Source organism: Arthrobacter sp. StoSoilB5 (assembly GCF_019977235.1).
GTDB lineage: Bacteria > Actinomycetota > Actinomycetes > Actinomycetales > Micrococcaceae > Arthrobacter.
The window spans coordinates 2787805-2808996 of record NZ_AP024646.1 but is presented as its reverse complement, the minus strand read 5'-3'; the positions used below and the strand labels follow the sequence as shown (position 1 = coordinate 2808996).

General features: G+C 59.4%; 20 protein-coding genes and 1 pseudogene. 6 read left to right on the top strand and 15 right to left on the bottom strand.

The genetic code is table 11. From position 1 onward, the window contains the following. The first annotated feature begins 1 nt into the window (after nt 1). Entirely contained in the window at nt 2-811 is an 810-nt protein-coding gene (locus LDN75_RS12625; RefSeq protein ID WP_223932644.1) for an IclR family transcriptional regulator, read from the top strand. 102 nt (nt 812-913) lie between these two features. Here LDN75_RS12625 and LDN75_RS12620 read toward each other — a convergent pair whose 3' ends face one another. The 6 genes from LDN75_RS12620 to LDN75_RS12595 form a co-directional block, all read right to left on the bottom strand. Further along, nucleotides 914-2176, bottom strand: coding sequence for an MFS transporter (locus LDN75_RS12620; protein ID WP_223932643.1), 1263 nt, complete (start codon nt 2174-2176; stop codon nt 914-916). Between the two features lie 44 nt (nt 2177-2220). Then, a complete protein-coding gene (locus tag LDN75_RS12615; RefSeq protein ID WP_223932642.1) occupies nt 2221-3117 on the bottom strand; it encodes a helix-turn-helix transcriptional regulator in 897 nt (298 codons plus the stop codon). A gap of 134 nt (nt 3118-3251) precedes the next feature. Beyond that, entirely contained in the window at nt 3252-3584 is a 333-nt protein-coding gene (locus tag LDN75_RS12610; protein WP_223932641.1) for a DUF6510 family protein, read from the bottom strand. Beyond that, on the bottom strand, nt 3581-4378 hold the full coding sequence (locus tag LDN75_RS12605) for a ferredoxin reductase (protein ID WP_223932640.1): 798 nt from the start codon (nt 4376-4378) through the stop codon (nt 3581-3583). Before LDN75_RS12605 ends, LDN75_RS12610 begins: the two co-directional genes overlap by 4 nt. After that, a complete protein-coding gene (locus LDN75_RS12600; RefSeq protein WP_223932639.1) occupies nt 4329-4919 on the bottom strand; it encodes a molybdopterin-dependent oxidoreductase in 591 nt (196 codons plus the stop codon). Before LDN75_RS12600 ends, LDN75_RS12605 begins: the two co-directional genes overlap by 50 nt. A gap of 832 nt (nt 4920-5751) precedes the next feature. Further along, a complete protein-coding gene (locus LDN75_RS12595) occupies nt 5752-6033 on the bottom strand; it encodes a hypothetical protein (RefSeq protein ID WP_223932638.1) in 282 nt (93 codons plus the stop codon). A 444-nt stretch (nt 6034-6477) separates the two neighbouring features. Here LDN75_RS12595 and LDN75_RS12590 point away from each other — a divergent pair, with 444 nt between their 5' ends. Beyond that, nucleotides 6478-7767 carry an MFS transporter gene (locus tag LDN75_RS12590; RefSeq protein WP_223932637.1) on the top strand — a complete coding sequence of 430 codons (1290 nt, stop codon included), beginning with the start codon at nt 6478-6480 and terminating at the stop codon, nt 7765-7767. A gap of 475 nt (nt 7768-8242) precedes the next feature. Here LDN75_RS12590 and LDN75_RS12585 read toward each other — a convergent pair. The 9 genes and pseudogenes from LDN75_RS12585 to LDN75_RS12545 all read right to left on the bottom strand — a co-directional run. Beyond that, nucleotides 8243-8737: pseudogene (locus tag LDN75_RS12585) on the bottom strand (citrate/2-methylcitrate synthase); the annotation flags it as partial. Nucleotides 8738-8890: 153 nt separating this feature from the next. Continuing rightward, nucleotides 8891-10111, bottom strand: a complete 1221-nt coding sequence (locus tag LDN75_RS12580; RefSeq protein WP_223932636.1) for an acetyl-CoA C-acetyltransferase — start codon at nt 10109-10111, stop codon at nt 8891-8893. Between the two features lie 40 nt (nt 10112-10151). Then, entirely contained in the window at nt 10152-10907 is a 756-nt protein-coding gene (locus tag LDN75_RS12575) for an SDR family NAD(P)-dependent oxidoreductase (protein ID WP_223932635.1), read from the bottom strand. 49 nt (nt 10908-10956) lie between these two features. Continuing rightward, nucleotides 10957-12171, bottom strand: coding sequence for an acyl-CoA dehydrogenase family protein (locus tag LDN75_RS12570; protein ID WP_223932634.1), 1215 nt, complete (start codon nt 12169-12171; stop codon nt 10957-10959). 52 nt (nt 12172-12223) lie between these two features. Continuing rightward, on the bottom strand, nt 12224-12463 hold the full coding sequence (locus LDN75_RS12565; protein ID WP_223932633.1) for a hypothetical protein: 240 nt from the start codon (nt 12461-12463) through the stop codon (nt 12224-12226). Nucleotides 12464-12498: 35 nt separating this feature from the next. Beyond that, the gene (locus tag LDN75_RS12560) at nt 12499-13815 is read right to left on the bottom strand and encodes a dihydrolipoamide acetyltransferase family protein (protein WP_223932632.1); all 1317 of its coding nucleotides are present in this window, start codon (nt 13813-13815) and stop codon (nt 12499-12501) included. A 12-nt stretch (nt 13816-13827) separates the two neighbouring features. Next, the gene (locus tag LDN75_RS12555; RefSeq protein WP_223932631.1) at nt 13828-14814 is read right to left on the bottom strand and encodes an alpha-ketoacid dehydrogenase subunit beta; all 987 of its coding nucleotides are present in this window, start codon (nt 14812-14814) and stop codon (nt 13828-13830) included. Then, nucleotides 14811-15893, bottom strand: a complete 1083-nt coding sequence (locus LDN75_RS12550) for a thiamine pyrophosphate-dependent dehydrogenase E1 component subunit alpha (protein ID WP_223932630.1) — start codon at nt 15891-15893, stop codon at nt 14811-14813. Before LDN75_RS12550 ends, LDN75_RS12555 begins: the two co-directional genes overlap by 4 nt. After that, nucleotides 15890-16981, bottom strand: coding sequence for a Glu/Leu/Phe/Val dehydrogenase dimerization domain-containing protein (locus tag LDN75_RS12545; protein ID WP_223932629.1), 1092 nt, complete (start codon nt 16979-16981; stop codon nt 15890-15892). Before LDN75_RS12545 ends, LDN75_RS12550 begins: the two co-directional genes overlap by 4 nt. 149 nt (nt 16982-17130) lie before the next feature. On the opposite strand from LDN75_RS12545, the gene LDN75_RS12540 reads away from it, so the two are divergent. The 4 genes from LDN75_RS12540 to LDN75_RS12525 all read left to right on the top strand — a co-directional run bounded on the left by LDN75_RS12540 (nt 17131) and on the right by LDN75_RS12525 (nt 21189). Beyond that, nucleotides 17131-17661 (top strand): Lrp/AsnC family transcriptional regulator, encoded by a 531-nt coding sequence (locus LDN75_RS12540; protein WP_223932628.1) that lies wholly within the window; start codon nt 17131-17133, stop codon nt 17659-17661. Nucleotides 17662-17780: 119 nt separating this feature from the next. Then, nucleotides 17781-19514, top strand: a complete 1734-nt coding sequence (locus tag LDN75_RS12535; RefSeq protein WP_223932627.1) for a gamma-glutamyltransferase — start codon at nt 17781-17783, stop codon at nt 19512-19514. A gap of 112 nt (nt 19515-19626) precedes the next feature. After that, nucleotides 19627-20352 carry a GntR family transcriptional regulator gene (locus LDN75_RS12530; protein ID WP_223932626.1) on the top strand — a complete coding sequence of 242 codons (726 nt, stop codon included), beginning with the start codon at nt 19627-19629 and terminating at the stop codon, nt 20350-20352. 123 nt (nt 20353-20475) lie between these two features. Then, on the top strand, nt 20476-21189 hold the full coding sequence (locus LDN75_RS12525; protein WP_223932625.1) for a YoaK family protein: 714 nt from the start codon (nt 20476-20478) through the stop codon (nt 21187-21189). Nucleotides 21190-21192: the final 3 nt, after the last annotated feature.

Genomic DNA, 21192 nt, shown 5'->3' with positions numbered 1-21192 from the left:
AATGTTTGCGGCTTCGGAGTTGTCTCGGATCCAGCAAAGCCCGGACGACGGCATGAAGCGCGTGCAGACCGTCGAGCGGGCGTTCGCCACCCTCGAACTCATGGTCGAGCTGGGTGGCAGCGCCACGGTCAGCGAGTTGGCCAAGTGTCTGGATCTAAGCATGGCCGGCGTCCACCGCCAGCTGCGCACGATGGCGAGGCTCGGATACGTTCATCAACGGGCCAACAAGTCTTACTGTCTCGGCCCCGGGCTGATCCGCTTGGGAGAAGGCGCTGTCGAACAGCACATACTTGCGGCGCGACCAGTTCTCGCCCTGACCGCCCAGCAGTTGGGCGAGACAGCGTCCCTCGTGATGCTGGACGGCGACTACCTTGTTCACGCAGTCCAGGTTCAGTCTTCTCGGGCTTTGCGATCGATCACACACCCTGACGCTACCGTTCCTGCACATGCAACCGGGACGGGCAGAGTCCTTTTGGCCGAGCTCACGGACAATCAGATTTGGCAAGCAATGGCGCGCGAAGGAACGTTGAGTGCTGCTTACCGCCAGCGCGTCATGGCATCGATCAGACAGATCCGCGCCGACGGCTACTGCGTAGACGACAGTGACAATCGTAACGGTCTCAGATCTTGCGCGGTCCCAACACCAAGTAACGGACGCCCCTTCGCCGTTTCTGTTACAGGCTCTCGTGAACGGCTTAGCCACATCAATCTGAACGTCATCGGCTCGCTGCAACAAGCTGCGCGACAGATCGGCCAAAGTCTTCAGCCAGTTGCGGTCCGCAACTCGTTGCCATCGCCGTTGGGTCAGTAGTCCCCTGTGCCGCAATTGCCGGCCGAATGTACCTGCAGGAGGAAGAATGCCAAGTTGAAGTAGGGGGCCGTTGTCTTCGTCTCGGCACGACCAGCATTTGGATTACCTCGGGAATGCCGTGCGGCGCCCGGCAACCGCAATGGCAAGCGCGACGCCAGCAAGCGCAGCCATGACGGAAGGCAGAATCAGGCCGTCGAAGTTGCTGATCACCACCGCGCCGGCCACGCCGGCTGCGAAAATCGCCAGATTGAACGCGACGCCGAGCATTGAGTTGGCGACGTCGGCGTTCTCGCCGCTGGCAGCGCTGATTGCGGTTTGCAGTTGGGCTGCTGCCCCGCCGAAGGCGAGGCCCCACAGTACGATGGCGCCAACAACTGCCACCACGGATGCGTTGCCAGCGACGAAAATGACGCTGGCTGCAATGAAGGACCCGAGGCTCAGCAGAATCAGGCGCCGAAGGCCCTTGTCGATCACCGCACCGGTAATCACTATCCCGCCAATGGCTGCTGCCCCGAAAATCACGAGTGCGATGTCCACCGTGACGGGACGGTTCGCTGTGCGGAGGTAGGAGCCGATGTAGGTGTAGAGGATGTTGTGCCCGAGCATCCAGCTGACGATGACGGCGAGTACGACGGCGACACCTGGGATTCCGAGGACCCTCACCAACGGGACACGCGTCCCGGCACGCTGGCCAGGTGCGTCCGGTACCAGGAAGAGGGTTAGCAGGACCGTAAGGACTGTGAGGATGGAGAGCACCCCGAAAGACCAGCGCCAGTCGAAGGTGGTTCCCAGCCATGACCCGAATGGTGTCCCCGCTGCCAGCCCGACCGGCGTGCCAAGGGACGCGACGGCCAAGGCCCGGCCAGCATGTTCCGGGGCGGTGATGCGACGCGCGTAGCCCGCAAGCATTCCCCACAACAGGCCTGAGAACGCACCGGCCAGGACACGCGCACCCAGGGAGAGCACAATATCGGCCGAGAAAGCCGTGACAAGATTCGCGGCCAGAAAACCGAGGATCCCGACGATGAATACCGGTTTCCGGCGCATCCCCCGCGTCATGGCGATCGCTGGCATCGCAGCTACGATCGTTCCCAGGGCGTAGGCGCTGACAAATTGCCCCGCAGTAGCCTCGTTGACGGACAACCCGGCGGCGATCTGCGGCAACAGTCCTGCCGGCATGGTTTCGGAGGCAATAAGGAGGAACCCCATCAGGGCCATGATCAGCAAGGACGCCCACGGAAAGCGCCCACCCGGGGCCGGTTTGACGCTCTCCAGGAGGCTCGTGTCCGGAAAGATGCCGAGGTTGTCGGGAGGCAGGCCGTCAATGGATGCGGCGGCGCTGGTTTCCAGGTCTGCGCGAGTCAAGGTTGTTCCATTCTGTGGTGGTAGTTCGCGGCTAGCCGCCGTCGTCAGCTGTCCGTCCGTGTCCATTCGGACCTCGGCTGGGCGGCGGTTCCGTACTCGCTGGCCGCCCACGAAGCCAACAGTTGCATGCGCTCGGCCGACGGCGAGCCTGGCTCTGCGGTGTAGATCGTCAGGGTCAGGCCAGGCTCCGCAGCCATCTCCAAGCCCTCGAAAGCCAAAGTCATCTCCCCAACAATGGGGTGGTTGAACGTCTTGAAGCCTGTGCCGTGATGCCGGACGTTGTGGGCACCCCAGCGCTTCCGGAACGCCTCGCTCCGAGTCCCGAGTTCGCCAATGAGATCGTGAAGTTCCTTATTGTGCGGGTCCCGGCCCGCCTCGGTACGCAGGATGGAGACAGTGACCTCAGCGAAGGCGTCCCAATCCGGATAGAAGTCGTAAGCGCGTTCGTCCAGGAAAGTGAACCGGGCAATGTTCGCCGGCTGACCCGGCATTTCATAGCAATCCTTATAAAACGCCCGTGCCAAAGAATTGACCGCCAGCAGGTCCATCCGGCCATTGCGAACAAAAGCGGGACCGGCCGTGACCGCATCGAGCGCCCACTGCAGGCTCTTGTGCGGCACATAGCCCTTCGAGCTCCGCCGCCGCGGCGGCCTGGCTACCGGACTGGCCGCGTGGGCGAGGTCGAACAAGTGCGCCCGCTCGGCGTCGTCCAACCGCAAAGCCCGGGCGATGCTCTCCAGCACCTGAGGAGAAGCTCCGCTGATCGCGCCGCGCTCCATACGGGTGTAATACTCCACACTCAGCCCAGCCAGGGCAGCCACTTCACTACGGCGCAGACCATGCACGCGCCTGTTGGTCCCGGCCGGCAATCCAACCTGCTCAGGAGAAACCTGGGCGCGACGCGAAATGAGGAATTCGCGTACTTCCGCTCGATTGTCCATGCCATCCACGCTAAGCCAACCCCCGCGAGGGAGGGAGTCCCTCCCAGGGCCTGTCTCGGGGATCTCCCTGCGCGCACGGCATGGCATGGCATCGACGCCCCAATCCATGAACAGGAACAACGCCCGCCGTGGGACTACTCTTCGCGGTCGATCTCCAAGTAGCTGAGGCCGCTTAAATCCAGCCAATATCGGGTTGGTGTCTCCACCAATCGCAGCAGCACACCTTTGCAGTCGCGACACCGGACCACAATACCGGGCGCGTCCGTGAAGACCACGGCCTCGCCAAAAGCCCTGACTGAGCCGCAATGCCTGCAGCGTCCCAGTGCCGCGATGATGTCGATGCGGAACAGTTCCGACAGGGCGCCGGCCGCGGCGTTCCCGTCCACAAACGGAATCGGGTCATGGGGTCCTGCTGCAATATCTTGGTCTTCGGAGTCAGGGACAGCGAAATCGTCGGTGCCATTCACCGGATACCTCCCGTCCCGCCAAACCGTTCAGTCTTTATCGACTCCGGCGAATAGCCAGCCATTACAAGCCAGTCCGCAACGGTCTCCACGAAGACTGTTTGGCCGCAAACAAAAACATCCGGGTTCTCCTCTGTTGGGAAGATCTTGCCCAAAAGACTCTCCGAGTTAAGGCGCGCTGGCGCGGCCGGCCAGCCCTCCGGCGTCGAACGCGTATAGACGTAGTCCACCATTAACTTGGCTGATTCCCGGTCCAATCGGCGCAGTTCGTCACGGTATAGCGAAGCATCCGGAGACTTGAGGGAATAGAGCAATCTGAAAGGGGCTGCGTTATTGGAAGCCTGGTGGGCGCGGATCATCGACATCAGCGGCACCACACCTGACCCTCCCCCAATCAACTGCACCCGTTTCTCATTACTTGGCCGCCAGACAAACCACCCGCCCACTGGTCCCCGGATTTCCAGCCGGTCCCCGACGGCCAGGTCCCGGACAAGGTAAGGCGACACTTCGCCGTCGGGCAGTTCGTCAACGGTTATTTCCAGATGCTCATCCGCGCTCGCGGATGCCACCGAGTAAGACCGGATGGCTGTATATCCGTCGTCTGCGGTAAGGCGGACGTCAATGTGTTGGCCTGCCAGATATCCCATCAAACCATCCACGCGCAGCCTAATGGTCCGGGCTGTCGCGTTTTCCAGTTCCCCGCCGACCACTTCAGCGACCCGCCATACAGAACTCACAGCGAAGGCCTCACGAGTACCGCTCCTCGCGCCATGGATTCCCGTGCAGATGATATCCATTCGATTCCCAGAAACCGGGAACGTCTTCCCCCGTCAGTTCCAAACCATGAATCCACTTGGCGCTCTTCCAGAAATACAAATGTGGCACCAAGAGCCGCGCCGGACCACCATGCGCCCGTTCAAGAGGTTCGTGATCGAACTCCCAGGCCACCCAGGCCTTGCCGCCCAGGAGATCCCATAGCGGAACATTGGTCGTGTAACCGTCGAAGGAATGGGCGGTGGCGAAGTCGCTGGTGGTTTCCACGTTTTCGAAGAGCGTGTCCACTGAAACTCCACGCCACGCTGTTCCCAATTTTGACCAGCTGGTCACGCAGTGAATGTCTTGCGTGACTTCTTCCTGCGGCAAGCCCACGAACTCATTCCAGGACCAAGAGAGCCGCTGACCATTCTCCGTGGTGATGAAGAACTCCCATTCATCGACGGGGATGAGCGGAGCGGGTCCCGCGGTGAGGACGGGAAAGTCGTGCGTTTCATGCTGGCCAGGAGGCAATGCAGGATTCTCGGAGCGTCGTCCGCGGAAACCGGAAGAAATGATACCCATGATGCACCTCCACAGTGGAGCTCCACCCCGGTCAACGACCGTTGATGTCCCAACCATAGGGCAACCTCTGGGCGTGGTCTAGGGATCAACGAGGCCAAGTCAGCGGTCCCGGCGTTTCCGGATTGTTCGACCCCCCTGACAAGGATGGTTGCCCGAATGCGCCTTTCCTGCCCAAAAACTGCGCCAAGGCTGTGGAAAACAACGGCTGCTCTTGATCCACGGGAGCCATGGTTAATCCAGCGGCAACCCAAGGAACCTGAGCCGCTGACGCGGCAGGCAATTAGCAAGATTCCGGGAGCAGGAAGAGCGATGAACCAGGCAGCACCCCTGAAAAAGGCATCCGCCATAGAGCCCGGTCAGGGTGGCTGGCTGAAATGAAACGGATAGCAGAGTACCAACCCGTCTGCCGTCCCTCCTGCGAAGGCACTGACGTTCGCGTGTCCAGTGGGATCAGCTGCCCGGCCACGGTGTGGTGTACGCCGTCGACCGTTACGAAAACATGGACCTCCGGTGACCGCATTCACGACGGCGGATCCGAAATATGGCCTGACTGCCAAGATTGAAACCTTGCCCAGCGGGGCAACAGGCCCCTGGGTTGGGAAACACGCGCTCAATGGGCAGTGTGCACCACCACACACCTTTCGCAAGCCAGGTGAGGCCTCCGATAACCGCCAAAGCCCCGGAAATACGCAACAGCATGAAGGTCCACCTCGCGTCTATGAGAGACATCGCGTCCGCCTCGTCCTGTCAGCGGGTCACACGATTCGGCCAGTGTAAGCCCCCGGAAAATGACCAGTCACCAGGGACGAGCGGCAATCGGAGCGGTCGGAAACTAGAGAGGCCGCCCCCTCCACGACTCCTGATCAACCCTCTTGATCTGTCCAGCCGGGAACCACTCAACGTGGTAGACCCGTTCATCATCCACCCACTCGATGAGCCCATAGGACCTCGTGTACTTGACTGCCCGACCGTAAATCTCACCCACGCGAACCAGCGGCTGACTGCCAGGCTCGAGGTCAATGACCCTACCGTCGTCCGGTTTGGGATGGTTTCTTTCGGCGTCGAGCTGGGCCATCATGCGGGCGAAAGCGGTGGAGTCTTGCTTCGGTCTCATAGAAACAAGATTAGAACATATATTCGAATGTGCTTCCGCTGACAAGACTGGCAGGTTGCAGAACCTGAGACCGAACGCCCCCAACTGCCGCCAAGGTCACCACGCCCCCAACTAGCGCTGACCTTGGCAGCACCTTTTCTCCACCCCTCGTGGGTGTACGGGCGTAGAGGTAGGAGTCTCTGCTCCGAGTCCCTTGACGCGACCGGCGATACGTGAGATTCTCGTCACATCGAATCGGATCCAATTCGTAATTTTCATATCCAATATCAGTTCTCCCCCCATGACCGGCTCAGAGAACCTAGTGATCCCGAGAGCCGCACGCAGTGCTGATTGAGAACAGTTAAGACAGCGTTGTTCAGGCATGTGCTCAATCAGCGTTGCGGTTGAAATCACGTTCGTGGGAGAACCACCACCGTTCGCAATGTCCCTTATACAGGAGCCTTAATGTCATCTCCCGACCTTGCTAAGCCCGCCTCATCAGGCCGGACGACCAAACCTCAAAGCGGTCGTTCAAGTCTTGCGGAACTGAGCGGCCGAGCACTTTTTTTCCTACTCATTCTGGACCTGTCCTATTTCATCAACGCAATGGACAGGCAAGTCTTCGCGGTACTTCTTCCTGATATCAAGGCAACCTATGGGCTTACCGGCGGTGAAGCTGGAATCATCGCCACAATCTTCACTCTGGGTATGGGGCTTGCTGGCATACCGGCCGGGTACCTTGCGGATCGATTCGGTCGCAAGAAGATCGTCCTTATTAGCCTCCTGATGTTTTCCATCAGTTGCGCATTGCAGGCTACTGCTGTCGGCGCAGCGGACATGGCGCTTTGGCGCATCCTCTCTGGCGTCGGTGAAGGCATGCAGGTCGCCGCGCTGTTTGCGGCGGTCGGCGCTTACTTCAACCGTCATCGTGGGTTCGCGCTTGGTTCCATCAGTGCGGCATTCGGTTTGGGCGGCTTCACGGGCCCGTTACTGGGCGGCGCCATCTTATCGGCGACCGGGGACTGGAGGTCTCCGCTGGTAATTTTTGGTGCTGTTGGAATCGTCATTCTGCTCTTGGTTCTCGTTCTTGTGCCGAAATCGGTGACTGAGATCGGTCGTAACGAGAAAGCCGAGTCGATCTCACAGTCGAGCGCACATGGTCAGCGCTTCCTGAACCGTCGCGTTGTGTGTTGCTTGATTGTTGCAAGCGCCGGTGGCTTTTCAATTTACGGGTACCTCGGCCTCTACCCCACTTATCTTCGTGAATCCCTAGGTTTCACACCCACAGAGGCCGGCCTGGCAGCGAGCATGTTCGGCATTGGCGCGCTTGGTGCCTTGATCGGCGGGATACTCGCCGATCGGATCGACCAACGACTCCTGAATGTAGTTGGCTTGCTCGCCATCATGATCCTTGGAACGGCAATCTTCGCCTTCTCTTCCCCTCTTCCGGTTCAGATGGTCTTCTCGGCACTTCTGGGTGCAGCCTTCAGCGGCGTGTTGATTACGAATACAAGCGCCCTGTTGCAGCGCTCCGTCCACGCTAATTATCTCGGACGTGTGAGTGGCCTGCTGATTGCGGCTATGTACATACCTGCTAGTGCTTCCGGTTATTTTGTAACGTTCATGCAGGGAAATTTCGGTTGGCAGACCGCAGGAATCGTCCAACTGACTGTCATTCCGATTGTTGCCCTAATCGCTATGGGCGTCATGGGGAAGACGTCCTCCCCTAATCTCAAGGTGACCTCCCACGTTTAGCTGCTGGCGGGTCCGATCCGGATAAGTGAGGTGGCTGGTCTCTTTCCATTCGAGAGTAACCAGCCACCTACACATGTCGCTGAAGGCTTTTAATCCGGATTGGGCAGGACCCTCGATGCATGCGTATCGGTGGCTACCTCAGAAGGGGAGGGCATACGTCGGGAAGCGGTTTCAACAAGGAAGGTTTGTGGTGGCACGCGGCGGTCCGCCCACCTTGGCTCCACGCTTTTTTGACGGTCATGGTTTTAGAGTGCGTTGTTTGCACTGATTCTCCGGGAGCAGTTAACCATCGCCCGGAATCTTCCGACAAGGGATCCCAGCGCTAAGATCGCTCTGGAAGGCCGCGTTAACAGACTCTTTCGCAGCATGGCAACCGGTGCAGACATGCCAGCAATGAGGGTGGCTGTCTTGATGGCGTTGGTCCGGCCTGTCAGAATCATCTCCGCCCCAGCAGCAAAGGCAGTGGGCCCGGCGGGGTAGCCACGCGGGCCGTGAAGGTGGAGGCGTTGAAGGAGTGCTCCGCGTAGTGGATCATCGAGACGTTGAACGCCGCAACTACCTCGTGCACAGGTTCTTCGCCGAATGTCATCCAGAGGAAGTTCGCGGAGTAGTCCAGGTCCTCCCGCGGTTCGACCACGTCCTGGCCGCGCCGGCGGCGCTGGTCGTAGGCGACTACCGCGGGCATCGCAGCCCAGAGGTCGATTGCCTTCTTCATGTTGGCTTCTGGTGAGGAATCCTCAGCCAGCTCATGCCGGGCTCCCATTACCGAAGCTGCGGTACGGCAAACATCCATGGGGTGGGAGGTGGCGGGCAAGCCATCGATGACGTCCTTTACGGCTGGGTCCAGCGCGCGATGGGCGCGTTCCACAGCAACGAGCGCCGCGAGTTCTTCATCGCTTGGCAGTTCCCCGTTCCATAGCAGGTAGGCGACCTCTTCAAAGCTGCACTTGGCTGCTGTTGGGTGCCCCCGTAGGCGCCGGGGATGGTGAAGTTGAGAATTTCCAACCTCGTCCAGGGCGGCCATCGCTTCGGGGAAGATCGCGTCGGCACCGGCGTCCACGGGGAATTGAGGGCTGCTTGCTGTTCTACGTGGCCGGGTTGAGAAGCTGTCGTCGGTAGGTAGTCAGTTTCTGTAGAGCAGGAGCGCGTCGCCCTGTCCCCCGCCGCCGCAAAGCGCCACCGCAGCTTTCCCGCTTCCTCGGCGAAACAGCTCCAGAGAGGCATGGAGGGCCAGGCGTGCTCCGGAAGCTCCAATGGGGTGTCCCAGGGCAATTGCTCCTCCATGGATGTTGCATGCTTCCAGCGGAATGCCGAGTTCCGTCAGGGACTGAACTGCAACCGCGGCGAAAGCTTCATTGATCTCAACGAAGTCGAGTTCTTCAGGTGTCCAGCCAGCTCTTTCCAGGGCTGCATTGATTGCCCTTGAGGGCTGGGAGTGCAGGGAATTGTCCGGGCCGGCTACCTGGCCGGGGAACCCCACGACGGCAAGGATGTCACAACCGAGTCGCGCGGCGGTGGCACGTGTGGTGAGGATCAACGCAGCGGCTCCATCGGACAGTGGTGAGGCGTTGCCGGCGGTGACGCTGCCGTCCTTCTCGAATGCCGGATTAAGAAGGGAGAGGGCGTGAAGATTGGTTTCTGGCCTGACTTGTTCGTCCTGATCGATGACCCGTTCGGGTCCTTTTCGCTGCTGGATGCGAATCGGAACCAGTTCGTCCTTGAAAACTCCCTCCGACGCAGCTTTGAATGCTCTCTGATGCGAAGCCAGAGCCATTGCGTCCTGCTCGGCTCGACCGATGCCGTGCACCTGATTTCCGCGATCGGCCAAGACTCCCATGGAGACGTTTTCCTGGGCGTCGCTGAGTCCGTCACGGACCAAGGAATCTGCCATCGAACCGGCGCCATACGGCCAACCTTGCCGGGCCCCCAGCAGGAGATGCGGGCTTCTGCTCATGGACTCTTGCCCACCTGCGACTACGACATCCGCTTCGCCGGCTCTGATGAGGCGTGCGGCGTCGATGACCGCTGTCAGACCTGACAGACAGACCTTGTTCACGGTCACGGCTGGTACTTTGGGGCTGATGCCAGCCAATGCGGCCGTTTGGCGTGCGGGGTTCTGTCCTGAACCCGCCTGTATCACTTGTCCCATAATTATCGCGTCTACGTTGTCCGGGCGAACGCCGGATTTTTCCAAGGCACCACCAACGGCCGCGGCGCCGAGTTCTACAGCGGTCAGATGTGCTAGCTGGCCGTTCAGTTTGCCCTGCGGGGTCCTGGCTCCACCGACGATGACGACGTCCTCGGGGAGAGGTAGCAGGTGCTGGGTCAACGAGTTGTGGGACATGCTCTTCCTTCGTTTCATTCGTGTCGGCAATGATGTTCCCTTATTGGGGTGACATCCGCAGAGCACCGTCCATGCGGATTGTTTCCCCGTTGATGTAGTCGTTTTCGATGATGGAGAGGGCAAGATGAGCGAACTCGTCGGGACGGGCCAGCCGCTGCGGGAAGGTGACGTTGGCAGCCAAGGTCTGGCGAATCTCGTCGCTGACGGTTGCCATCATGGGGGTCTCGACGATGCCGGGTGCGATTGAGTTGACTCGAATGCCATATTGCGCCAGATCCCGCGCTGCGGGGAGCGTCATACCGACAATGGCGGCCTTAGAGGAGGCATAGGCGACCTGGCCGATTTGTCCTTCGAAGGCAGCGATTGAGGCAGTGTTGATAACAACGCCGCGTTGTCCGTGGTCATCTGGCTGCGTCTTGGAGATCGCGTCAGCAGCAGCCGTCAGGACATTGAATGAGCCCATCAGATTGACCTGGATGACTTTCTCGAAGACGTCGGGATCGTGTACCCCTTTTCGGCCCAGGATACGCATCGTGGGGAGAATACCAGCACAATTGACGACGGTCCGTAGAGGAGCTCCCGCTGCAGCCTTGGCTACGGCCGAGCGGACCTCATCAACATTTGTGACGTTGACTGCGAGGTAATGAATGTCAATTCCAGCCGGGATATCACTTATGGCTTCTGGAAGGTCAAGAGCGTACACCTGTGCTCCGCGCCCCGCGAGTGCGCGCACCACTGCCGCGCCGAGTCCTGAGGCGCCGCCTGTGACAATGGCAGCTGTATTTATGAGATCCATGTGTGGGTCCTTTGCATTAGAGGTCGGTGGAGTCGAGAAAAGACGGGACTCAAACGAATGCCGAGATTCCCGTAACAGCACGCCCTACGAGAAGGGCATTAATTTCATAACTTCCTTCGTACGAGTAGATTGCTTCCGCATCGGCGAAAATCTTCGCCATCTCGAAGTCGGTGGTGATGCCGTTACCGCCCACGATTGAGCGCCCGAGCGCCACGGCATTACGCATATTCGCTGTGCAGCTGGATTTCGCCAGCGCAGCATGGTCCATCGATAGGCGACCTGATTCGCGGAGACGAGCGAGTTGGATCATCAAGGAAAGCGACATTGTCGCATTGCCCAGCATGCGGGACAATTGCTCCTGAATGAGTTGGAATGATGCGATGGGCTTGCCGAATTGCGTCCTTTGCATCGCGTAGGCGCGGGCAACGTCAAAGGCCGCAAACTGTTGACCGACGGCTTGCCAACTTACCCAAACCCTTGAGTGGAGAAGCAGGGAGTTCGCATCCTGAAATGATGCCGTTCCGGGAAGCCAGTTTTCGTAGGGAATGTGGACGTCGTTCAGCGTGATGTTGGCATTCTGGATGATTCTGACTGCAGTCTTGTTGTTGATCGTCTCCGTGTGGAACCCTGGTGTTCCCTTCTCCACAATGAAACCTTTGATTTGACAGTCAGCTGTGTCACGCGCCCACACCAACACGTAGTCAGCAAAGGTGGCGTTACCGATCCATCGCTTATGTCCATTGAGGACCCATTGGCCGCCTGAAAGAGTCGCAGTCGTTTGTATCTCACGAGAGATGTCCGAGCCATGAAGAGGTTCAGTCAGGGCAAAGGCGCCAATCTTTTTGAGTGACAGGAGTTCGGGCAGGATCGTCCGACGATGCTCCTCCGACCCAAGATCCTGGATCGCCGTAGTGAAGAGTTCGTCATGAACACCGAAGAACGTCGAGACGGAGGTATCCGCCCGGGCAAACTCCATTTGGATCAAGCCGGCCAACAAATGCCCGCGGTTGCTCATCCCGGTCAGATTTTGTGCAGCAATCGCCGGGAGCAGCGCGAAAGGAAATTCAGCCCGGTTCCAATAGTCCACCGCGATGGGCCGGACTTCACGTTGAAGGAAGTTGCGTGCCTCGGCATACCGCCCGTAGTCCTCTTCAGTCAAAAGATCCGAAAGGAACAGCAGATCTGCTTCCGGGTACGGGGGCGTATCTCCTGGTCCAACATGTGCCGCGAATGCAGGCTGCACCGCCTCATTGAGCACGGTCATGGCTCCTCTTTCTTGATGATGTTTGTTGGTGCTGGAAATGGCCTTGCTGGTGTCATTGCAGCTTGCCGATGCTTTTGAGCTGTTCTTCTGAGATATGGATTGTGAAACCTGATCCTTTGTCCACCAGCTGCCGGCCGAAGCCCTGCCCTTGCTGAAGCCAAACGACTCTCCCGTCGGACGTAAACGCCTCTACGACGCCTTCTCGAAGATGCTGGCGGCCTTGACGGATTTCGATCAGTGCCCCGGTTAGGATGGTCCAGTCATTGACCAGGAAATTTTGTTTTGAGCCCATGTCGTGTCCGCTGTTGTTTGCTGAACCGTGTTGGCCTAAACGAGCGCGAGGCCTGGCTCCCGCAACAAGGCTGCGGTGTCGGCGAGCAATTGAGAGCCCTGCTGGCCGTCCATGATGCGGTGGTCGAACGAAAGGGCCAATTGGAGGATAGAACGTGGCTCAATCCGTTCTCCACGATCATCTTCAACGACCCAAGGTGTGCGGCGGACAGTTCCTACGGCCAGAATCGCGGCTTCCCCGGGGTTCAAAATGGGGGTGCCTGAATCTATGCCGAAGACGCCGATATTGGTGATCGTCACCGTACCGTTGGCCATCGCTTGAGGTTCTGTTTTTCCGAGACGGGCGGTCGTAGCCAGATCTGCGATAGCAGCCGCAAGCCGAGACAGGCCCAGTTCCTGGGCATTCTTGATGTTAGGAACTATCAATCCGCGTGGCGTGGCTGCTGCGATGCCCAAATTTACCCGGCCGAACTGGACAATCTCCTGCGCCGACTCATCCCACGATGCGTTTGCTTCCGGAGTGCTTCGCAATGCGTGGAGGAATGCCTTGGCAACAAATGTCAGCGGTGTGAGCTTCACGCCTGCGAACTCACGGCGGCGGATCAGCTGGTCTTTCAATTCGAGGGTTCGGGTGATGTCTACAGCAACGAACTCTGTCACGTGAGGGGCCGTGAACGCCGACTGAACCATAGCTGCGGCCGTGCGCTTCCGGACACCCTTAATCGGAATGCGAATGTCTTCGGTGGTATCCGTTTCAGAATCGGCGGATGAGACGGTTGTGGTTTCAGCGGTCGGCCGGGCTTTGAGAACGTCTTCACGTGTGCAGACTCCGTTATCTCCGGTTGCCTTGACGGCATACAGATCCACGCCGAGATCCTTGGCAAGCTTCCTCACCGGTGGGCTGGCTTTGGGGCGTCCGCTTGCGCCCGCAGCGGGTCGGGTTGCGGTAGTGCCCTCCGGCGCCGGGGCCTTTGTGGCTGGATGGCTGGTGTTGCGTCCGCGACGACGACGGCCGACAACCTCGCGCGCCCCGTATCCAACCAGCAGTTTGGGGTCTTCGATTGTTTCCGGCCGTGCCTGCGGAAGAACGCCTTCGCCATCTGGCTCGGATGAGGCTGTAGCGATGCTGATGATCGCTCGCCCAACGTCAACGGTTTGACCCTGCTCTACGAGGAGCTCATTGACTTCTCCTTCGTAAGGGCATGGGAGCTCCACCAATGACTTCGCCGTTTCAATCTCGACAATTGCCTGGTTGACAACCACTCTGTCACCGCATTTCACCAGCCAATTTACTATTTCTGCTTCGGTGAGCCCTTCTCCGACGTCCGGCAGGGCGAATTCCTTGATGGTCATTGTTTGCCTCCGTTAGTAGGTGAAGCTGCGGTCTACGGCATCGAGGATTCTGTCCAGGCCCGGCAGCCATTCCTCTTCGAGGCGACTGGCGGGATAGGGCGTGTCGTAACCGGTGACCCTGAGAACCGGGGCTTCCAGTGAGTGGAACGCGGCATCCTGAACTCGCGAAGCGATCTCTCCGCCAAGGCCGCCAGTACGTGACGCTTCGTGGGCCACGACCAGCCTGCCCGTCCGTTCCACAGATTGGATGATCGTCGCATCGTCGATGGGAGACAGTGACCTCAAATCGATGACCTCGATATTGCGGCCCTCCTCTGCACAGACATCTGCGACCTTGAGGGCCACAGGCACCAATGCCCCGTAGGTAACTAGCGTTAGGTCTTCTCCAGGGCGGACAACTGCTGCTTTGTCCAGAGGCCCTGGTGTGCTGGCCCGATTGACCTGACCTTTGAGCCAGTAGGATCGTTTGGGTTCCAGGAAAATGGTGGGATCGTCGCTACGGATCGCCTCCCGGATCATGTCGTATGCTTCCTGTGGAGTGGACGGCATCACTACCTTCAAGCCGGCAGTGTGGGTGAAGTATGCCTCCGGTGATTCCGAGTGATGTTCGATGGCGCCGATACCGCCGCCTACGGGTATGCGGATCACAACCGGCAATGAGACCCTGCCATCTGAGCGGTGCCTGTACTTGGCCAGCTGAGTCGTGATCTGGTTCATGGCGGGGAATACGAAGCCGTCGAACTGAATTTCGCACACTGGCCGGTACCCAGCCATGGCCAGGCCTATCGCGCTTCCTACGATGCCGGCTTCGCCAAGGGGCGCGTCCACTACGCGAAGATCACCAAAACCTTTTTGGAGCCCGTCGGTGACCCTGAATACTCCGCCCAATTGGCCGATGTCTTCGCCGATGAGCATGACCTTGTCGTCGGTCTCCATGGCGGCACGGAGCCCAGCATTGAGGGCGTGGGCGATAGGCATGGTACCCGGCAAAGTCGTCATTCTCCAGCCTCCACGAAAACCAAGTGTTCGTTCATTTGACTCTCAAGTTCTTTCGGCATGTCGGCATAGGTATTCCGGAACGGTTGGTCTGGAGCCGGGTTAGGAAGTTCACGGCAACCTGCACGCAGCTTTTCGGCAAGTTCTTCCTCTTCCTGGGCGACTCCGTCGAGAAAGGCTTGGTCCAATGTGCCGGAGGTCTTCAAATAGTTCTTTAGGCGTTCGATGGGATCCAAGGCGGCCCAAGCATCGTTTTCAGCCCCGGAGCGGTAGCGTCCGTCGTCGTCGGACGTCGTGTGGGGGTTGCGGCGATAAGTAAAGGCTTCGATGAGGGTGGGACCGTTGCCCGACCTGGCCGAAGCCATCGCCTCCCGGGTTGCGGCAAGGCAGGCAAGGACGTCGTTTCCGTCTACACGGACGCCTTCGAACCCAAACCCTTGGGCGCGCTGCGCCACGGACACGCGGCTTTGAACCGAGTAGGGGGCGGATATGGCCCATTGGTTGTTTTGACAGAAGAAGACAACGGGCAGGTTCTGTGCAGCGGCCCAGACGAAGGCTTCATTGGTTTCACCCTCGCTGAGCGCACCATCGCCCAAGAAGACCAACACTGCCCGGTCTCGTTCCGGATCGCCTGTGCCCACGTCGCCGTCTCGAACGATTCCCATGGCGTATCCAACTGCATGAAGAGTCTGGGCCCCGATAACGAGGGTGTAGAGGTTGAAGTTGTTCTCTGTTGGGTCCCAACCGCCCATGGTCGTGCCCCGAAAGAGTCCTAGCAGGTTCACCGGATCCACCCCGCGACACCAGGCAACGCCATGTTCGCGATAGGTGGGGAAGACGATGTCCTGTGGATGGAGGGCCCAAGCTGCTCCTACCTGAGCTGCTTCCTGACCAAGCAGGGACGGCCAAAGCCCCAGCTCTCCCTGGCGTTGCAGCGCAATGGCTTCTGTATCCACTCGGCGGGTCATGATCATGTCCCGCAAAAGACGCTGCGAGTCAACGGAATCCGGATCCAGGGCAAGCGACTCGTGGGGTTGATACGTTCCCTGTTGAGACAGTAGAGATAGAGGTTCGGCGGTCATGCGGGAATTCCTTCTGCGTCAGCAAGACGGCGCTCAACAAGTTCCCGGGCAGCCTCGGCCGGGGTCCTTGACACGTCACCGGCTGCTTGGAGCATGCCCGTAACGGCTGAGCCGATCATTGCAATTCGGTCGGTTACCTCTTCGGGTTGCAAATCAGTGACCTCAGAGGAGACTTGGATAAGCCCTCCGGCATTTGCCACGTAGTCTGGAATCCAAAGAATGCCAGCGGACTGCAGTTGTTCTTCGCAGTCAGCGTTGAGGAGTTGATTGTTGGCCGCACCGCAGACGATTTGCGCGCGGACCATGGGTATTGTGCTCTCATTCAGAGTGGCGCCCATGGCGCAGGGAGCGTAGATGTCGATGTCTTGGTCCAGGACCCGACGAGAAATCGCAACCCGGGGGTTTGTCTCAGATACGCGCTGCAGTGCTGCCGGGTTGCGGTCGGCCAGATTAACGTGCGCTCCGGCGTCGATCAGCAAGCTGACCAGCTGACTGCCGACTTTGCCAGCACCTTCAACACCGACTCGGCGTCCGGAAAGTCCTTCGCTTCCCCAGACGTGAACTGCAGCGGCCTGCATCGCCACGAAGACCCCATAAGCCGTGGAAAATCCGCTGTCACCCGATCCGCCGGCGTCGCGACCTACGACCCATGGCGTCTGCGAACCGATGATATTCATGTCGGTTGCTGTGGTTCCCACGTCACCGGCTGTGATGTAGCCGCCCCCAAACGAGTGGACAAACCTGCCATAAGCGCGCAATAGCCCAGGGGTTTTGTGAGCGTGAGGATCACCAATGATCACAGCTTTGCCTCCACCCAAAGGGAGTCCCGCAGCCGCTGCCTTAAGCGTCATGCCCTCCGACAACCGGAGTACATCTGTAAGCGCGTCCGATTCTTCCTTGTAAGGAAAGAAACGCGTTCCCCCCAGTGCCGGGCCCAAGGACGAATTGTGGATCGCAACAATGGCCCTGAGTCCGGTGTCCTCATCACGAAGCATCCGAACCTGTTCGTGACCGCTGGTCCGCTCATCGATGATGTCGATGTGGCCGTTACCAGCTACGCCGGGTCCGCCCAATATTGCCGCACACACGTGCTGCCTCCTGATTGCTCAAGCATTGGATCCAATACCAATGTGTTCCCCAACCTTGAGCCAAGGGGGACGATGTGGTCAACTGATTTCTCTCGAACGAATCGAAATGTTCAGGTCGATGGGCTTGGCATGGAAGGCATCTGAACAAAATGATCAGCATTGATCGGCTTGACGCCGAGCTCCTTAGGCGCCTTCACGGCAACGCGCGGGCAGGCGTAGCAGAACTTGCGGGGCTCTTGGGCATCTCCCGCAATACCGTCCTGGGTAGACTCCAGCGCCTGGAAACTGCGGGGATATTGAAGGGCTTCAGGCCTGTCATGGACCTGGAGGCCGCCGGCATACCCGTTCAGGCATTCATTGGCTTGGAGCTGGACCAACGAAAACTCTCCAGTGTCGTAGAAGCGCTTAGTCGCATTCCCGAGGTCTTGGAGGTCACCACTCAAGCTGGCCGGGAGGACCTCATGGTCAGAGTCGCGTCGACAACCCTTCAAGGAGTGCAGTCCGCCGCTGCCAGAATGGTGGACATCCCCGGAGTGCGGCACACCAACACGACACTCACAGTTTCGACGCCCTTGCCCTATCGGGTTCAGCCGCTTTTGGACCACCTGACGAGGGATTCCGGTTGGGGAAGGTCAACACCTTTGCCCGTGGAATCTCATCCACCAAAAAGATTCGATTAATTGGATCCAAAACGTCTTGCTTTGAATACAATGAGGGTATGACGCAGACGACTTTCTCCTCCATGACCTCAACACCGCCGGCTTCTCCGACGCGCCCCACACTGAAGGGATCCTTTGGGATGAGCGCCTCAACGCATTGGCTGGCGACAGCCAGCGCGCAGTCGGTTTTGGAACGGGGCGGAAACGCGTTCGACGCTGCTGCGGCCGCCGGCTTCGTCCTGCACGTCGTTGAACCGCATTTGAATGGTCCTGCCGGCGACTTGGTAGCCATTTACGCACCCCACGGACGTGAACCTCAGGTCCTCATGGGCCAGGGACCTGCCCCCGCGAAGGCAACCATCGAGCACTTCACCTCTGAAGGGCTCACCTCGGTGCCCGGTGCTGGCGCTCTGGCGGCCGCCGTCCCTGGAGCCGTGGAGGCCTGGCTGCTCCTGCTAGCCAAACAGGGAACCTGGGAGCTGGCCGAAGTGCTCGGGTATGCCATCCACTATGCCGAAAACGGCCATCCCATAGGTAAGCAAGCAGCCACGGTCATTGAGACCATGGCTGGTCATTTCGAAGAACACTGGCCCAGCTCCGCGGCCCAGTGGACACCACAGGGCAGACTGCCAGCGGCGGGCGAGAACGTCAAGAACAGCGCCTATGCCATGGTCTTGCGCAAACTGATCGCAGCAGGCCACAACGCGAGTACACGTGAAGCGCGCATCCAGGCAGCACTGACGGAATGGAAGGAGGGCTTCGTAGCTAAGTCTCTGGTGGAATTCGCCCGCGCTCCCCACCGCCACTCGTCCGGCACCGACCATGCAGGAGTGATTCAGCTCAGCGATTTCGCAAACTTCGCCGCTTCCATCGAAAGTCCGCTGGCCTTGGAATTCCATGGCACAGAAATCGTAAAGGCCGGGTTCTGGTCCCAGGGTCCCGTACTGTTGCAAGTCCTGTCGATCTTAAAGAATTTTGACGACAGGCATCTTGACCCCTCAACAGCTCTCGGCGCGCACACCGTCATAGAAGCCATGAAGTTGGCAATGGCCGATCGTGATTCCTATTACGGTGACTCGTGCACGCCAAAGGTGAATCTCGCTGAGCTCTTCTCCGATGCATACGGCAAAGAAAGAGCCAGCCAAATCTCGGACTACGCGTCGACGTCCTTCAGGCCTGGATCCTTGCACGGGATCTCTCCCCGACCTCCCGAGCTTAGAGCATCCGCTGACGAGCCGTCTGTACTCGGGGCGGGCGAACCTACAGTTCGGATATCCGGAGAAACCCGTGGCGACACCTGCCATTTGGATGTCGTCGACAAGGACGGCAATATGATCAGCGCAACGCCCTCCGGCGGATGGTTACAGTCCTCGCCCGTCATACCCGAGCTCGGGTTCCCCCTGGGGACGCGACTCCAAATGTCCTGGCTGGACGAGACTTCCCCGTCGGCGCTCCGGCCGGGCAGAAGGCCAAGGACAACGCTGAGCCCGACGCTTCTTATGCGCAGGGGGCATGCCGTGGCTGCCCTCGGTTCGCCGGGGGGAGACCAGCAGGACCAGTGGCAGCTGCTCTATCTCCTCCGGACCCTTGTGGGTGGCTATACGCCTCAGGAGGCCATCGATGCTCCAACCTTCCATACCAGCGCCTTGGCGAGTTCATTCTGGCCCCGCACGTGGAACGCGACCGGAGTCGTAGCCGAGAGCCGCCTTCCAGCCGACGTAATCGCTGAACTGCGAGAGCGTGGCCATGATGTCACCGTGGTGGACGGCTGGTCTCTGGGAAGGATGTCTACCGTGACGAGGGAGCCATCCACTGGCGAATTAGGGGCAGCCGCCAACCCCCGTGGAAATCAAGGGTATGCCGCCGGCCGATAATCCCTGTGCTCCTGCATAACGGACGCGTCCTATATCTGCGGAGGGCACAAGGCTCGCAACTCAGATAGGATCCAATTGATTGGACCACAAGCATCGACACCGGAGGGCTTTCATGACGGATCCCATTGAGCTCGGAGCCAGACATCAGCAGGTGGACGTCCGCGCAAAAACTGTGGAGTCATTGGTCGACGCCCTGCAGGAACGAATCAGCGACGGAGAATTCGGCGTCGGCTCCTGGATCCGCCAGGAGCGGCTGGCCGAAGAATACGGAGTCAGCCGGATGCCCATCAGGGAAGCGCTGCACCGACTGCAGGCGCTCGGGGTCGTCGAAATTGTCGCCAACAGGGGCGCCCGGGTTCAGATGCCCTCCATGCGTGACATTGCCGAGGCCTATGAAGTTCGCGGTGTTCTTGAGGGCCACGCAGCATACCGGGCCGCGCGAGCCTGCACACAGGCGGATATCGACCGCCTGCACCAGGCAGGTAAGTGGTTCGATGAAGCTGCTGCCCAGGCGCGAGCCGGAGCCAAGGCAGCGGCCAAGGACCTCTGGTACAAAGCAAATGAACTCTTTCACAGCACCGTTATCCAAGCCGCCGGAAATGCACAGCTCAGCACAAGTATCAGCGCACTCCACCACCGAATGCCCAGAAACCTCACCTGGTCGGCTCTTGGCGGGGATTCGCGGCTGTTGGCCGACAATGCTGCGGAGCATATGAAAATCGCCCAAGCGATTGAGAACCGCGATGCTCAGTCTGCCCGGGAGCTGACAATAGAGCACAGTGCACATGCCCGCGAGCTCGTCGAAATTCACGTGCAACGTTCCACCCCTCAGCGGTGATCCGAAGAACTTTCTCCGACACATTGGATTCAATATTGGTTTTCTTGGATACTATCCTGTCATGACTATTTTCAGGCATCCTCACTCAGTTCCTGCCCACCTGCTTGGAAAGGGAGGACAACTGTGAGCCGTAGGCGTCCCACGGTCCAAACCATTCATTTGGGGTTGATGCTCGCACTGACCTTCTCGACAGGTATTGCTGATGCCGTGGGCTATTTGGGCCTCGATAAAGTGTTTACGGGCAACATGACCGGAAACGTGGTGATACTCGGAATGGCACTGGCTGGCGCGGACGGGCTGCCGGTAGTCGGGCCGGCAGTGGCCCTCGCAGGCTTCATGGCAGGCGCCGCCGTTGCAGGGCGGGCCCTAAGGGGAATAGAAGCATCATGGAATTCAATTACCACGACCATCTTGTTGACAATCGGCCTGATACTTTGCGCAATGACCGTTTACCTGGCGATTGAACCCAACGCCACACGTGGCGCGAACCACGTGATCGTTGCAGGCGTGCTCGCGACGACGATGGGCGCACAAGCTGCCACAGCACGTCACTTGGCAGTCAAGGACGTTACAACTGTGGTCGTTACTTCGACCATCACAGGGCTCTCCGCAGACTCATGGCTCGGTGGCCGCGTGGCCCAGCCCTGGGTCCGGCGGCTATTGGCGATTCTCCTGATTAGCGCAGGCGCCACCGTCGGCGCACTGCTGCTGAGGCTGCACCTGGCGACGGGGGTTGGGCTATCTGGAGCCATCACGCTCGCTGCTGCACTCGCTGGCCATTTCTATGGACGGGTCGCCAGCGCGCCGACAAGGGATTCACAGAAAATACACGCGTAGGAC

Excerpts from the sequence above, each read along its gene's own strand:
- LDN75_RS12625 (WP_223932644.1), top strand. The coding sequence starts at position 2 with ATGTTTGCGGCTTCGGAGTTGTCTCGGATCCAGCAAAGCCCGGACGAC.
- LDN75_RS12615 (WP_223932642.1), bottom strand. The coding sequence starts at position 3,117 with ATGGACAATCGAGCGGAAGTACGCGAATTCCTCATTTCGCGTCGCGCC.
- LDN75_RS12605 (WP_223932640.1), bottom strand. The coding sequence starts at position 4,378 with ATGGATATCATCTGCACGGGAATCCATGGCGCGAGGAGCGGTACTCGT.
- LDN75_RS12600 (WP_223932639.1), bottom strand. The coding sequence starts at position 4,919 with ATGGGTATCATTTCTTCCGGTTTCCGCGGACGACGCTCCGAGAATCCT.
- LDN75_RS12595 (WP_223932638.1), bottom strand. The coding sequence starts at position 6,033 with ATGAGACCGAAGCAAGACTCCACCGCTTTCGCCCGCATGATGGCCCAG.
- LDN75_RS12590 (WP_223932637.1), top strand. The coding sequence starts at position 6,478 with ATGTCATCTCCCGACCTTGCTAAGCCCGCCTCATCAGGCCGGACGACC.
- LDN75_RS12580 (WP_223932636.1), bottom strand. The coding sequence starts at position 10,111 with ATGTCCCACAACTCGTTGACCCAGCACCTGCTACCTCTCCCCGAGGAC.
- LDN75_RS12575 (WP_223932635.1), bottom strand. The coding sequence starts at position 10,907 with ATGGATCTCATAAATACAGCTGCCATTGTCACAGGCGGCGCCTCAGGA.
- LDN75_RS12570 (WP_223932634.1), bottom strand. The coding sequence starts at position 12,171 with ATGACCGTGCTCAATGAGGCGGTGCAGCCTGCATTCGCGGCACATGTT.
- LDN75_RS12565 (WP_223932633.1), bottom strand. The coding sequence starts at position 12,463 with ATGGGCTCAAAACAAAATTTCCTGGTCAATGACTGGACCATCCTAACC.
- LDN75_RS12560 (WP_223932632.1), bottom strand. The coding sequence starts at position 13,815 with ATGACCATCAAGGAATTCGCCCTGCCGGACGTCGGAGAAGGGCTCACC.
- LDN75_RS12555 (WP_223932631.1), bottom strand. The coding sequence starts at position 14,814 with ATGACGACTTTGCCGGGTACCATGCCTATCGCCCACGCCCTCAATGCT.
- LDN75_RS12550 (WP_223932630.1), bottom strand. The coding sequence starts at position 15,893 with ATGACCGCCGAACCTCTATCTCTACTGTCTCAACAGGGAACGTATCAA.
- LDN75_RS12540 (WP_223932628.1), top strand. The coding sequence starts at position 17,131 with ATGATCAGCATTGATCGGCTTGACGCCGAGCTCCTTAGGCGCCTTCAC.
- LDN75_RS12535 (WP_223932627.1), top strand. The coding sequence starts at position 17,781 with ATGAGCGCCTCAACGCATTGGCTGGCGACAGCCAGCGCGCAGTCGGTT.
- LDN75_RS12530 (WP_223932626.1), top strand. The coding sequence starts at position 19,627 with ATGACGGATCCCATTGAGCTCGGAGCCAGACATCAGCAGGTGGACGTC.